Raw genomic sequence first — 13,892 nt, 5'->3', positions numbered from 1 at the left:
AATAAATGCTTTTTCTAAGGGCTCTTTTGCAGTGGTATAACAACAACCACTGCAAAATCCCTTAACACTCTTCTCCAAAATTCCCTTAACATCTTTGTTATTCCTAGTGACGAACCGCACTTAACCCATTTTCAACGTAAATTTCCTTTTGCTATTGCTCATGTAAAATCTATACGATGCTGGTATTTTGCAATCATTGTTTCATTATGTGACCAATCTGAATCCACATTATTACTAACAAAAATAGGTAATTCAGTTGAGTTCTTTGCTATCTCCTCAATGATTTCGCTAAATAACGCATTTAATAGTAGTGAACCAATAACAGTAGATGCTGGCGCATATTGCATTTCATGTTTATGCAAAACGCCATCACCAATAGGTATATGTGTGTTGATGATGAAATCTACCACTTCTTCTAGTCTTTGCCCGCTATGATGACGTGTAGGCTGCTCTTTATAGAAGAGCGATTGTAGGGATAGAACAAAAACACCTCTAGCCTTTGCTAATAAAGCGGCGTCAATAGGTGCTGAATTTCTCCCGGAAGTCGAAATCACAATGCACACGTCATTTTCACGAAAATCAAACTGTTCCTTATGTTGTTCAATAATAGTCGGGTCCTTCTCATTACTTGAGGAAGCTAAAGCCCCCGCATGTAATGCTAACGGTTCAATAAAAATGGGACGCACAGGAACTAAACCACCTGCTCGGTAAAATGCCTCCTGAGCTAATAACTGCGAATGTCCACAACCAAAAAGTTGGATAATGCCACCTCGCTGAAGGCGCTGCACAATGATACGAGCAGCTTCATTAATCCGTACAGCTTCCTGCTCTTTTACAACTTGGATTAGCTTTTCGATTTCAGAAAAATATGCATGCATATGATCACCTTTTAATTTCACTTATAAATTTGTAGCGATCCGCTCGATAAGTACTACGTACAAGCTCAAACGGCTTACCATCCGATAAATAACTTGTTCGTTTAATAATTAAAACTGGTGCTGTTTGATTAATCTGCAAAAACTTACTATCTTCTTTTGATACAATGGCTGCCTCCATTTGCTGAACAGCATTTCCAATTTTTTGATGGAATTTTGCTTCAATTAAGGCATAAAGCGAGCCCATAATTTGCTTTTCATCCAATTCAGGATATATTTTCACAGGGATATACGTTCTTTCAATCGCCATTGGCTGAGAATCCGCATTTCTAATCCGAACTACAAAGAATACCTCTTCTCCTGACTCAATCATTAAGTCTCTGGCGATATCCATCGGCGGTACGATTTTCTCAAATCGTAAAACTTTACTGCTCGGTTCCATGCCTCGTGCGCGCATATCCTCAGTAAAACTCGTTAATCCCTTTAATGGTTGCTCTAATTTTGGATTGGCAACATAAGTACCTCTCCCTTTTTCTCGATAAAGAAGACCACTATTTACTAGATTGGTAATGGATTGACGTACAGTCATTCTACTAACGTCAAATTGCGCGGAAAGCTCTCGTTCTGAAGGAATTGTTTCACCAATTTTGTATTCTTCTAAATAAATTCGTTGTTTAATAATCTCTTCTATTTGTATATAAATAGGAATATGGGAATTTTTCTCTAACAAATCTTGCACCTTCCTTATGCCTCATTTATGATATTCCAAATACAACTTTACCTGACAAATCGTTTTTTGCCCATGCAAATGTTGAGTAAGCAATACACAATTCACATGAAAACCATCCTTAGCTTTCTTGGTAAGTCGTAATTTTTTAACATTGGCTTACACTATTTTTTGTATTGACTACTTTGTCATGGCATCTCTATTTCTACTGTCTACTCCATCATTAATTGAATGCCTTTTTATGCATCGTTTGCTAATGGAGACTTTTTTGCTTCCAACTCATGTTCATCATATTACTAGCCAATTACGAAGATAATGTTTGCCTGAGCATTTTTTCTGTAAGGCTAACTTTGCCATTGATGAAGGTATAGTTGTCTATACCAATTATATGCTGATTAACCAAAAATAAAAAGTAATTCTTTCATATTTTCAAAATTTTCCTATTTTTCAATAGCTATGTCCCTTTTTCAACATAAAAAAAGGAGCTATACTCAAGCTCCTTTTAATCCTATGTATAGGACGAATCCCAATTGTGCCGTAATGCCAAGAAACATTCGTTTTGAACCCGCAATTTGCAGGGGGGTGCCCGCTTTGCAGCTTTAAACGTCCCGCTCCGCTAGGGGCATGTTTGCGACTACAAAATGAAGGCTCCCGATTCGATAATGTTCGGTCAAAACTGTGAAGTAGAGTTAGCAGTTAGACAAACACATCAGGATTCGTATTACAGATATCATACCACCACTTTTCTGATAATTCAAACGATTTTCTCTAACAATCTATAATTTCATAAGAAAACGCAAAAATACCTAGGTTCCCAACAATATTTGCTAGGAAACCTAGGTATTCTGTATTATTGTTTATTTTCTAAATGGTTTAATTGCTAAACTTAATTCGCTTAGTTGCTCTGGTGATACTTCACTTGGTGCTTCTGTCATTAAGCAGCTAGCACTTGCTGTTTTCGGGAATGCAATCGTATCACGTAAATTGTTACGTCCCGCTAATAACATAACAAAGCGATCAAGACCAAAGGCAAGACCAGCATGTGGTGGTACACCATATTCAAATGCTTCTAATAAGAAACCAAATTGCGCCTGAGCCTCTTCTTCTGTAAAGCCAAGTAATTCAAACATTTTTTCTTGTAGATCACGTTCATAAATACGTAATGAACCACCACCAAGTTCGTAGCCATTTAATACAATATCATATGCTTGAGCACGAACTGCTGAAGGATCTGTGTCCATTAACGGGATATCTTCATCAAACGGACGTGTGAATGGATGGTGTGCTGCATAGTAACGTCCATCTTCCTCAGAGTATTCAAATAATGGCCAGTCAGTAATCCATAGGAAGGCAAATTGAGATTCGTCAATTAAATTTAGATCCTGCCCTAATTTAGTGCGAAGTGCCCCTAAAGATGCGGCTACTACAGCTGCTGTATCTGCTACGAATACTAGAATATCGCCCACTTCTGCACCCATACGTTCTATTAATGCAGCTGCTAATGCTTCATCAAAGAACTTCGCGATTGGACCATTTAAGCCTTCTTCTGTAACCTTTAACCAAGCAAGACCTTTTGCCCCATAGATACCAACAAACTTTGTTAATTCATCCATGTCTTTACGTGAATATTTGTCGGCTGCCCCTTTAATATTGATACTTTTTACTTGCTTCCCTTGTGCCACTGTATCTGCAAACACTTTAAAATTACAACCTTCAAAAACATCATTTAATGCTACTAATTCTAAGCCAAAACGAACATCTGGTTTATCTGAACCATAACGATCCATTGCTTCTTGGTATTTCATGCGTTGGAATGGTGCAGGGATATCAAGCCCTTTCACTTCTTTCATTACGGCTTGGATTAAACGCTCATTCATTTCTAATACTTCTTCTTGTGTTAAGAAACTTGTTTCAATGTCTACCTGTGTAAACTCTGGTTGACGGTCAGCACGTAAATCTTCATCACGGAAACAACGTGCAATTTGGAAATACTTTTCAAAACCAGCAACCATTAATAACTGTTTAAATAACTGTGGTGATTGTGGTAAAGCATAAAATTCACCTTCATGTACACGTGATGGCACTAAATAATCACGAGCACCTTCTGGCGTTGACTTTGTTAAAATTGGTGTTTCAACTTCTAAGAAGCCTTCATTTTGTAGGAAGTTACGAATTGTACGTGTAACATCAGAGCGCATTTTAAAGGTATCGAACATCACTGGACGACGTAAGTCCAAATAGCGATATTTTAAACGTAGATCTTCTGACACGTCTGTACGATCTTCAATTTGGAATGGCGTTGTTTTGGCCGTATTAATGACAACCAATTTTGTAGCTTCTACTTCAATTTTACCGTTCGGCACATTTGGATTGATTTGGTCCTCTGTACGAAGGATAACCGTTCCTTCCACTTCAATTACATATTCACTACGCACTTTATCCGCTAAAGCATGTGCTTCTGCAACGTCTGGACTAAAAACAACCTGAGTAATACCTGTACGGTCACGTAAATCAATAAAGATTAAACCACCAAGGTCGCGACGACGCTGTACCCAACCTTTTAATACGACTTTTTCGCCTTGTAACGCTTCTGAAAGCTCGTTACTAGCATGTGTTCTTGTAGCCATTGTTAAATTCCTCCAAAAATATCTTCTTTTTATGTAGCATTTAACGAGAAATGCCATGTCTTTTAGGATTGTTGAGATAAATAGTTCACTAATTCTGAAAATGCAACCTTATGCTGCTCACCAGATTCCATATGCTTCACTGCTGCTGCTTGCTCTTCCAGCTCCGTTTCACCAAGGACAATCGTAAACTTCGCCCCTAGGCGGTCCGCTGATTTCATTTGTGCCTTCATTTTTCGATCTAAATAATCCATTTCTGTGGCAAGGCCTTTTGCGCGGAACGTACTAGTTAACTCTACAGCCTTTTGTTTCGCCTCATCGCCCATTGCAATAATATAAACATCTAGTCCAGAAGCCGTATCTAATTCCACACCTTCTGCCTCAAGCGCTAATAATAAGCGTTCAATACTTAGTGCGAATCCAATACCTGGCACATCTGGCCCTCCAATTTCTTGTACGAGACCATTGTAGCGTCCACCACCACAAAGTGTTGTAATAGCACCAAAGCCAGAAGCAGTCGACATAATTTCGAATGTCGTATGATTGTAATAATCAAGTCCACGCACAAGATTTGGATCAACTTCATACGTAATGCCCAATGTATCCAAATACGCTTTCACTTGAGCAAAATAGGCAGCTGATTCCTTAGTTAGGAAATCTGTCAATGCTGGAGCCGTTTGCATTAATGGATGCTCGCGATCTACCTTGCAATCTAAGATTCGCAATGGATTTTTTTGTAAACGATTTTGACAATCGGAGCAAAACTCCTCTATATGTGGCTCAAAATGTTGTAATAATGCTGTACGATGCGTATCACGAGTTTCTTTGTCACCAAGTGAATTGATGACCAATTTCAAATCCTTTAAGCCCGCTGATTCATAAACATCCATCGCAAGAGCGATAACTTCTGCATCAATGGCAGGATCTGCTGAACCGATTGCCTCTACACCGAATTGCACGAATTGACGGTAGCGACCGGCTTGTTGGCGCTCATAGCGGAACATAGGTCCTAAATAAGAAAGTTTAACAGGTTGGTCTGGGGCACCAAACATTTTATGTTCTACATACGCACGGACAACTCCAGCTGTATTTTCAGGACGCAATGTTAACGAACGCCCCCCGCGATCTTCAAATGTATACATTTCCTTTTGCACAACATCCGTTGTTTCACCAACACCACGTGCAAATAAATCTGTCTGTTCGAAAATCGGTGTACGAATTTCGTTATAGCGATACACACGGCAAATATCACGAATAATCGCTTCAACCTTTTGCCATTTTTCAGATTGACCTGGCAAAATATCTTGTGTTCCTCGTGGCACTTTAAAACTCATGTAATTTCCCTCCTATATTGATTGCTTATGATTGAGCAGCTGTCATTCCACTTGGAGCGGCTTCGAGCTTTCTTTGAGCACTTTCCTCTCCACTTGGAGCAGCTTCGGTCCTTCTTTGAGCGCTTTCCTATCCATTTGGAGCGGCTTCGGTCCTTCTTTGAGCGCTTTCCTCTCCATTTGGAGCGGCTTCCACCCTTGATTAAGCACTCCGCTCACCAGTTGGAGCTATTTTTCTTGCTGTTCAGTGAAGCATCTTCCACATAGCGCAGAATTCACCCCATTTTCAGCGGGGTCGATTGCTTTTTAGACAACAAAAAAGCCCTCGTCTCCTTGCCATTGCAAGGGACGAGAGCTGTATAAGCTTCCGCGGTTCCACCCTAGTTGACACAAAATATAAATCTGTGTCCTCCTCATAATCGGATAACGGCCGATTCCGTTTTTTCCTAGTAGGCATTGCTGCTTTTCAGAAAAAAGCCTCTCAAGTGTTATTCGCATCATACATATTTGTAGGAAAGATTGCAGCCTAAGTCTTCCCCTCTCTTTTCCAATAGAGGTACACGCTACTTGCTTGGTCATAAGCGATTAATCATTTTTCGATTACCCTTTATGTTAGTCACTAGCCAAGCCAATGTCAACTATTTTTATATTTTTCATCAAACAGCAATGAAAATGACAAATTCCATTACCTTTTTACCACGAATTTTTATACAAAAGCATGGTAAAATAGCACAAGGAATAGGAGGAATCTGATGAGGACAAAAATTTTACATAGTATAATGATCTTCATACTAATGGTAACTATTGCGATGCCAAATAAGAACTTTGTTCAAAAAGCTTCCGCTGACACTAGTGATCTAAAAGTCGCTGGAACAATTCTTCATTTACGTGAGGGTCCTGGTTTGTCTTATCCTATCATTACGACATTAGAAGAAGGTGATCCTTTATCCTCAATTGGTCGTGAAGGTGATTGGATTCAAGTAAAAACAGGTAACTACGAAGGATGGGTTGCCTCTTGGCTGACAGCTCCTACAAATGCTAAACAAGCCTTAGATAAAACTGTCATCGCACAAGTTGACCGTTTAAATATTCGAACAGAGCCAGATATCTCATCAGCAGTGCTTGGGCAACTTTCGACGGGCAACCAAGCAAACCTCATTGAAGAAAATAGTGAATGGGCCAAAATTGATTGGAATGGACAAACTGGATGGGTTTCAAAGGATTATGTCACGATAAACGATAATCCTAAAAAAGAAACAGAACCAAAAGAAGATGCAGTAGAAGTAACTACTACTACAACACCAGTAAACAAGGATACTACTTTTACAATCTTAGTGGACGTTCTAAATGTCCGTAAAAAACCTGATTTAAATACTAAAAAAGTTGGTACTGTGACAAAAGGGCAAGCCTTTAAAGTACTGGCTCAAGAGCATAATTGGGTACAAATACAGTACAATGATAAAAAAACAGGATGGGTCTATAGTTTTTACGGTACATTCTCTAATAAAGTGAAGAGTACTTCCAAAACTTCCTCTTCTAAAGAGTTGGAGTCTGTTACGATTATTTATAATGGGACAAACCTACGAACAGATGCGTCAACAGATGCTGAAGTTGTTGAACGTGTCGATGCTGGCATTAATTACCCGATTGTCGGCGTGAAGAATGATTTTTATGAAATACAATTAGATGATGAAAAAACGGCATTTGTCGCGAACTGGGTAGTAACAACAAGTTCAAATAAAGCAACAATACCTCAAAAGGATAAAGAAGAACCTCGTAAAAAAGGAACTTTAAATGGACTGACGATTGTTGTGGATGCAGGACATGGTGGGAATGATCATGGAACAACAGGGCAGCGTGGTACAGAGGAAAAAGGCATTACTTTGAAAACAGCTACTCTACTTGCTTCTAAATTAAGTGCTGCTGGTGCAAATGTGGTCATGACGAGGGAATCAGATGAATATGTAGCTCTACGTAAGCGTGTATCAATTGCCCATCAATATGAGGCAGATGCCTTTATTAGTCTTCATTATGATGCAACAGACGACAGCTCTATTAACGGCTTCACATCCTATTATATGAATAGTAATCAAAAAGGACTTGCTGAAGCGATCCATGATGGCCTTTCAGGTAAATTAGAATTGAGAGATCGTGGGACACAGCAAGGTAACTATTTAGTACTTCGAGAAAATCGTCAAAAGGCTGTACTTATTGAGTTAGGCTTCTTGAGTAATTCAAGCGAGGAGCGAGTCATCACGACAGCAAAGTTCCGTGAGCAGGCAACTCTCGGTATTTATCAAGGTATACTCAACTATTTTAATAAGCAAGAGGAATAAACAAAAAGCTGTGGAAAGAATAATCTTCCACAGCTTTTTTCACGTTTTAAGTGATCCCTATTGCTACTGCAGCAATCAATGCAAGACATGCAATCACTGCCCAACCAAGTATCATCTTCCAAATAAATTTGATCCACTTTTCATATGGGATACCTGCTACAGCTAAATACGCCATTAGCGCAGATGAAGTAGGAATGATAGAATTTGTTAAGGAATCCCCATATTGAAAGGCTAACACAGCCACTTGACGTTCCAATCCTAATAAATCAGTAATTGGAATCATAATTGGCATTGTGGCTGCTGCCTGTCCACTACCTGATGAAATAAATAAATTCAAAAGTGCTTGGATAAATAACATGCCAATTGCGCTAATAGCATGTGGTAAATGGCCAATGGTTTCTGATGCTGCATAAACAATCGTATCAATAATTTTTCCTTGCTCTAACACAACCGTGATTGCACGGGCAAAGCCTACAATTAAGGCACCGAACGTTACAGCTTTTGCCCCATCAATAAAGGAATCAAAAATAGTCGCAGGTTTTAAACCGCCAATTAGCCCCGCAATTAACCCCATAATTAAAAAGGATGCTGTTAATTGTGTTAGGAACCAGCCCCAATTAAAGACACCATAAATATTAAAGCCAATTCCGCAAGCCATCACAATAAATACAAATTTATGCTTTCCTGTTAATGTAGGAATGTCAATTTCGGATACAGTAGATTTAGCCTTTTGCTCAATGTCATAAATAACACTTGCTTGTGGATTCTTTTTTACTTTAAAAGCATAGCGAGACACATAAAATATGGCAAAACCTAGAACAAAAATATAGACAACTGCACGGAAACCTATTCCAGAAAATAGCGGTACATCTGCTAATGATTGCGCAACACCTACTGTAAAGGGATTAAGCATACCTCCAAAAAATCCACTAGCTGCACCAAGAGTAATCATAGCTGTCCCTGTTACAGCATCAAAGCCCATTGCACGAGCAATCGCTACACCAATCGGTACGAAAATAATTGTTTCTTCTGCCATCCCCATTGTAAAACCGCCAACAGAGAACAAGATCATCGATAATGGAATGAGTAATTTTTCTCTTCCCTCTAGCGCTTTTACACCTTTATAGACACCAGCTTCAATGGCACCTGTTGAACGGATAATGCCAAAAACACCGCTGACTAAGAAAATGTAGAAAATAATTTGAGCTCCTTTTTCAAGCCCCATTGGAATCGCTGTAAACATTTCGAAAAATGAAACTGGATCACTCTCAATATGATGATAGCTTCCATCTACAACGAGCATTCGCCCTTCCTCATCCTCTACACGGTCAAACTCACCCGCCGGAATAATATAGCTTGCAATACCTGCTAAAAAAATAATAGCAAAAATAATGGTATATGTATGAGGTACTTTGAGCCAACTTCTCTTTTTAACATTCTGTTCATTTTCCATAAATTCACTCTCCTTTTCATAGATTTAGACATCGGAACAATGTTGTCGTTATATGTCGTTAATTGAGAATAAATATACATGAGTTCAAATTTATTGTAAAGTATTAATTTTCTATTATTTCAGAATGTCCAATAGTTTGTTGCCTTATAAAGCTTTCGCGGACGGCCTTGATGATAAGGTTGCTCCTCTCCTACTAACTTAAAGTAATCATGCTCGATTAATCGATTAATAATGCGTTCAGCAGATCGACGTGACAGATTCATATATTGCGCTAATTCCGTAGCTGAAAATGGGCGATTATTAGTAACTGTGATAAATTGCTTCATAACATTTAAATTTTTAGCACTCATTTTCACCTTTTCAGCCATCTCTAAAATGGCTTTATGATGGCTACTTAATGCAATTTGATTATTATGTTCAAATAATTGTTCATGTAACTTATTCTCTGCATCTACTAAACAAATGACGGTCGATGCATCTCTCCATTTGGACGTGAAAAATAAAGCTTGGGAAGAATGAGTTTCTGCTTCATGTAATGAATATCCATAGCCAATGCCAATCGTAAAAGTGGTTTTAAATTGTCGTTCACACAGTTCAATTAATGATCTTAAATAAGCAGGTTCAAGTTGTTCAATTACCCCTCTAGTAGAAATGATTAAATAAGGCTCCTGTTGGGCTTGCGTGATCCTTGCCTGAAAACGCTTGCAAATATTTTCTAACGACTTTACAAATAGTTGTTGTTCATCCATCAACTTTTGTTTACTACAAATAGAAACGACAGCTATTTGCGACGAAGTCAACATTGTATGCTGATAAGCTTCAAGCGCTGAATTAATTGTCATTATGAATGTTTGTTTGCTTTCAACCATGTACTTCGAAGGTATACCTAATCTTTGTAACTCAACAAAAACTGCGTGTAAACTAGTAAGCGCTAAAGTGGTTTTCCCTGCTTTATATAATTCCTTATGAAAGTAAATAAAATCATTCACATTGAGCTTTGTGATTTTTTCTGGTTGATCATAAACCCATTCGTAATCTTTTACATAGACGTCAGTAGATGGAATACCGGCTTCCATCATTACCTGATGAAGACTATTCTGCTTAGGTACATCGATCGATAGCTGGGATAAATCCACCTTTTCATGATGTTGTAAGGATAATAACGATAGTGCTAGTGTCAATTCATCAAAAGGGATAAACACTGCTTGGATGTGCGATGCTTTTATTTTTTCATAGCAGTAATAATAGGGAATCGATCCAGCAAATAGTAATATATCCGAACAAGATGCAGCTTCATCAAAAAGATTTACACATTGATCTGGTGAAGTATAGGGAAAATGAATAAATTGTACTTGTGGAAACAACGTGAAATGTTCTTTTATATTATTCCAGAAAAATAATGAACCTAGAATCCCTATTGTTTTCAAAATGCTCAGCTCCTTTAATACGCACAATATTCCGATAATTTTAATCATTATACCGTAAATATATAAAAAAAGAACCTTCTATCAACTATTATGTTGAGAAGGTTCATACATACTTATTTTCTTGTAGCTTCCAGCGTTACCCATACAATCTCCTCCATTGGAATGAAGTAAGGCGTACGACTAATCTCTAGGATTAAATGGTCAGGTAGTATGGATAATAAAATACCTTGCTGAATATTTTTTTCTGTTTGCACGACAACTGCCTGACCAATCATCATTTTAAAAGTTTCGTATAAATATGGATTGGATATACTCCCCATCTGTGCCATGTGTAGACACCCCTTCCTATAAAACTAACCATACTCTTTAGTATATGAAGGAATTATAGGAAATGTACCATTATTTTGATTCTAGAAGTATTGTGACTGGACCATCATTAATTAGTGCAACATCCATCATCGCACCAAAAACACCTGTTTCCACATGTAAGCCATGCTCTCGCAGTGCTTGATTAAAAGCTTCCCACAGCGGTTCGGCTACTTCTGGTCTAGCTGCACTTGTGAAACTTGGTCGATTCCCTTTTTTGGCATCCCCATATAACGTAAATTGTGAGACGGACAAAATAGCACCTCCATGCTCTAAAATGGAATGGTTCATTTTGCCATCAGCATCTTCCCAAAGGCGTAAATTGGCTATTTTTTTCGCTAAATAAAGGACATCCTCCTGTGAATCTTCATGTGTAATACCCACTAGAAGAACGTAGCCACTATCAATTGCTCCTGTGACAGCTCCGTCTACTGTTACAGAGGCAGCTTTACTGCGCTGTAATACTACTTTCATGCATTAAAACCCCAATTCTATGTTGTTGCTTACCATTAATTAATGACCCGTTGCACCGAATAAATATCAGGTGTTTGTTTAATTCGTTCCACAACTTTATGCAAATGAGAAATATTTGAGATCGAAATAGTTAAATGAATTGTCGCCATCTTATCGCGATCAGCACGACCACTGACTGCTAAAATATTCGTTTTTGTTTCACTAACAATTTGCATGATCTCATTTAAAATACCTGGTCTATCGAAAGCTGATACTTCGATATCGACTGGATATTCTTTTTTCTCTGGAATGACACCATGCTCCCATTCCACCTCAATTAAGCGCTCCTGCTCATCCTCGATTTGAATATTTGGACAGTCCGCACGGTGCACAGACACACCTCTCCCCTTTGTGATAAAGCCTACAATTTCATCTCCAGGAACAGGTGTACAACAACGTGAAAGTCGAATAAGCATATTATCAATGCCCTTTACAATGACACCAGATTCCGTACGTTTTTGCGGAATTGGATTTTTCATTTTTTGTTCGATTTTCTCTAAAGCTTCTTCCTGCTCACGCTCTTTACGGCGTTTTTCCGCTAAACGATTGACTACTTGCTGTGCTGTTATACCGTTTACACCAACTGCCGCATACAAGTCTTCTTCGTTCGTATAATTAAATTTATCACACACTCGTTTGAGGTTTTCTGATGACATTGTTTCCTTTAAATCGAAATCCTGTGCACGGATTTCTTTTTCGATCATCTCTTTACCTTTGATAATATTCTCTTCACGTAGATGTCGTTTAAAGAATTGCTTAATCTTATTTTTCGCCTGGGAGGATTGCGCTATCTTTAACCAATCGCGGCTCGGGCCAAAGGATTGCTTAGAAGTTAAAATTTCAATGATATCTCCCGTTTTTAGTGGTGTATCAAGAGGTACCATTTTCCCATTAATTTTGGCTCCAATCGTACGATTTCCGACTTCAGAATGGACACGATACGCGAAATCGATCGGCACAGAACCAGCTGGCAATTCAATGACATCGCCCTCAGGTGTAAAGACGTACACCATATCGGAAAATAAATCAAACTTTAAGGATTCCATAAACTCTTCTGCGTTGGAAGATTCATTTTGGAATTCTAAAATTTCACGGAACCATGTTAGCTTTTGGTCGACATTTTGCTTTTGATGGTCGACCTTTTTGCCTTCTTTATACGCCCAGTGTGCAGCAATCCCGTACTCTGCAATCTTGTGCATTTCCTTTGTGCGAATCTGCACCTCTAGTGGATCACCATAGGGTCCAATAACAGTTGTATGCAAAGATTGATACAGGTTTTGTTTTGGCATGGCAATATAATCTTTAAAACGGCCTGGCATCGGTTTCCATAATGTATGCACAATACCTAAGACGGCATAGCAATCTTTAATACTATCTACAAGTACACGAATGGCTAGCAAATCATAAATTTCATTAAATTGTTTCTTTTGTAGCACCATTTTTCGATAAATACTATATATGTGCTTTGGACGACCATAGACATCTGCTTCGATTTCTACCTCATTCAGCTGTGACTTCATCTCAGCCATGACATTCTCTAAATAAGCCTCACGTTCATCACGCTTTTTCTTCATCAAACTGACAATACGATAATATTGCTGTGGGTTTAAATAGCGAAGTGCTGTATCTTCAAGCTCCCATTTGACTGTTGAAATTCCTAGGCGATGTGCAAGTGGTGCAAAGATCTCTAATGTCTCTTTGGAAATACGTCGTTGCTTTTCAGCAGGTAAATGCTTAAGTGTACGCATATTATGAAGACGGTCTGCTAGCTTGATTAAGATGACACGGATATCCTGTGCCATCGCTACAAACATTTTACGATGATTCTCTGCTTGCTGCGCCTCTTTAGATAAATATTTAATTTTCCCCAGTTTAGTAACACCATCAACTAGCACTGCTACTTCCTCGCCAAATTCCCGTACCAAATCATCCCGCGTAAAATCTGTATCTTCGACAACATCATGTAAAAAACCTGCCGCTACAGTTTCCGGGTCCATTTGTAATTCAGCTAAAATACCTGCTACTTGTACTGGGTGAATAATATACGGTTCACCAGAGCTACGGAATTGCTCAATATGAGCATCCCTTGCTAATTCATATGCTTTTTTCACGAATGCGACATTTTCATCATTCATGTAGGATTTGACTAACTCAAAAACGTCCTCAGGAGTCAAAATTTGCTCTTTCGCCATAACATGTCCACCTTGCTCGTCAAATTTTTCAGATTAGATATAAACTTA

At 38.5% G+C, this 13,892-nt stretch carries 11 protein-coding genes, 1 other RNA gene and 1 other annotated feature; of the genes, 1 reads left to right on the top strand and 11 read right to left on the bottom strand.

Annotated elements, in window-relative coordinates; all coding sequences use genetic code 11:
- Positions 1–158 precede the first annotated feature (158 nt).
- From SJW71_RS08025 to SJW71_RS08000, 6 genes are all read right to left on the bottom strand, one after another.
- Positions 159–878, bottom strand: coding sequence for an SIS domain-containing protein (locus SJW71_RS08025; RefSeq protein ID WP_274793891.1), 720 nt, complete (start codon positions 876–878; stop codon positions 159–161).
- Between the two features lie 4 nt (positions 879–882).
- Positions 883–1,605, bottom strand: a complete 723-nt coding sequence (locus SJW71_RS08020) for a GntR family transcriptional regulator (protein WP_274793892.1) — start codon at positions 1,603–1,605, stop codon at positions 883–885.
- A gap of 516 nt (positions 1,606–2,121) precedes the next feature.
- A non-coding RNA gene (gene ssrS, locus SJW71_RS08015) (6S RNA) lies at positions 2,122–2,321 on the bottom strand.
- A 138-nt stretch (positions 2,322–2,459) separates the two neighbouring features.
- Positions 2,460–4,229, bottom strand: a complete 1,770-nt coding sequence (aspS, locus tag SJW71_RS08010; RefSeq protein WP_274793893.1) for an aspartate--tRNA ligase — start codon at positions 4,227–4,229, stop codon at positions 2,460–2,462.
- Between the two features lie 62 nt (positions 4,230–4,291).
- A complete protein-coding gene (hisS, locus tag SJW71_RS08005) occupies positions 4,292–5,560 on the bottom strand; it encodes a histidine--tRNA ligase (protein WP_322611619.1) in 1,269 nt (422 codons plus the stop codon).
- A gap of 42 nt (positions 5,561–5,602) precedes the next feature.
- Positions 5,603–5,767 carry a hypothetical protein gene (locus SJW71_RS08000; RefSeq protein WP_431811988.1) on the bottom strand — a complete coding sequence of 55 codons (165 nt, stop codon included), beginning with the start codon at positions 5,765–5,767 and terminating at the stop codon, positions 5,603–5,605.
- A gap of 131 nt (positions 5,768–5,898) precedes the next feature.
- Positions 5,899–6,145 (bottom strand) — a binding site (T-box leader).
- A 164-nt stretch (positions 6,146–6,309) separates the two neighbouring features.
- Between SJW71_RS08000 and SJW71_RS07995 the strand changes: the two genes are divergently transcribed.
- Positions 6,310–7,893, top strand: coding sequence for an SH3 domain-containing protein (locus tag SJW71_RS07995; protein WP_312506745.1), 1,584 nt, complete (start codon positions 6,310–6,312; stop codon positions 7,891–7,893).
- Between the two features lie 46 nt (positions 7,894–7,939).
- Here SJW71_RS07995 and SJW71_RS07990 read toward each other — a convergent pair whose 3' ends face one another.
- From SJW71_RS07990 to SJW71_RS07970, 5 genes are all read right to left on the bottom strand, one after another.
- The gene (locus SJW71_RS07990; protein ID WP_274793897.1) at positions 7,940–9,346 is read right to left on the bottom strand and encodes a YfcC family protein; all 1,407 of its coding nucleotides are present in this window, start codon (positions 9,344–9,346) and stop codon (positions 7,940–7,942) included.
- Positions 9,347–9,465: 119 nt separating this feature from the next.
- Entirely contained in the window at positions 9,466–10,773 is a 1,308-nt protein-coding gene (locus tag SJW71_RS07985; protein ID WP_431811987.1) for a MarR family transcriptional regulator, read from the bottom strand.
- Between the two features lie 113 nt (positions 10,774–10,886).
- Positions 10,887–11,102, bottom strand: coding sequence for a DUF2642 domain-containing protein (locus SJW71_RS07980; RefSeq protein ID WP_274793899.1), 216 nt, complete (start codon positions 11,100–11,102; stop codon positions 10,887–10,889).
- Between the two features lie 70 nt (positions 11,103–11,172).
- Positions 11,173–11,613 (bottom strand): D-aminoacyl-tRNA deacylase, encoded by a 441-nt coding sequence (dtd, locus tag SJW71_RS07975; RefSeq protein ID WP_274793901.1) that lies wholly within the window; start codon positions 11,611–11,613, stop codon positions 11,173–11,175.
- 35 nt (positions 11,614–11,648) lie between these two features.
- Positions 11,649–13,844 carry a RelA/SpoT family protein gene (locus tag SJW71_RS07970; protein WP_274793902.1) on the bottom strand — a complete coding sequence of 732 codons (2,196 nt, stop codon included), beginning with the start codon at positions 13,842–13,844 and terminating at the stop codon, positions 11,649–11,651.
- Positions 13,845–13,892 lie beyond the last annotated feature (48 nt).

This window comes from Lysinibacillus sp. FW12 (genome assembly GCF_050817245.1).
GTDB classification, from domain to species: domain Bacteria; phylum Bacillota; class Bacilli; order Bacillales_A; family Planococcaceae; genus Lysinibacillus; species Lysinibacillus irui.
The sequence above is the reverse complement of the archived record's forward strand: the minus strand, read 5'-3'. Positions and strand labels throughout refer to the sequence as shown.

What these genes read in the sequence shown, in the direction of transcription:
- SJW71_RS07980 (WP_274793899.1), bottom strand. Translation starts at nt 11,102, where the DNA reads ATGGCACAGATGGGGAGTATATCCAATCCATATTTATACGAAACTTTT.
- SJW71_RS07970 (WP_274793902.1), bottom strand. Translation starts at nt 13,844, where the DNA reads ATGGCGAAAGAGCAAATTTTGACTCCTGAGGACGTTTTTGAGTTAGTC.
- aspS (WP_274793893.1), bottom strand. Translation starts at nt 4,229, where the DNA reads ATGGCTACAAGAACACATGCTAGTAACGAGCTTTCAGAAGCGTTACAA.
- SJW71_RS07995 (WP_312506745.1), top strand. Translation starts at nt 6,310, where the DNA reads ATGAGGACAAAAATTTTACATAGTATAATGATCTTCATACTAATGGTA.
- dtd (WP_274793901.1), bottom strand. Translation starts at nt 11,613, where the DNA reads ATGAAAGTAGTATTACAGCGCAGTAAAGCTGCCTCTGTAACAGTAGAC.
- hisS (WP_322611619.1), bottom strand. Translation starts at nt 5,560, where the DNA reads ATGAGTTTTAAAGTGCCACGAGGAACACAAGATATTTTGCCAGGTCAA.
- SJW71_RS08025 (WP_274793891.1), bottom strand. Translation starts at nt 878, where the DNA reads ATGCATGCATATTTTTCTGAAATCGAAAAGCTAATCCAAGTTGTAAAA.
- SJW71_RS07990 (WP_274793897.1), bottom strand. Translation starts at nt 9,346, where the DNA reads ATGGAAAATGAACAGAATGTTAAAAAGAGAAGTTGGCTCAAAGTACCT.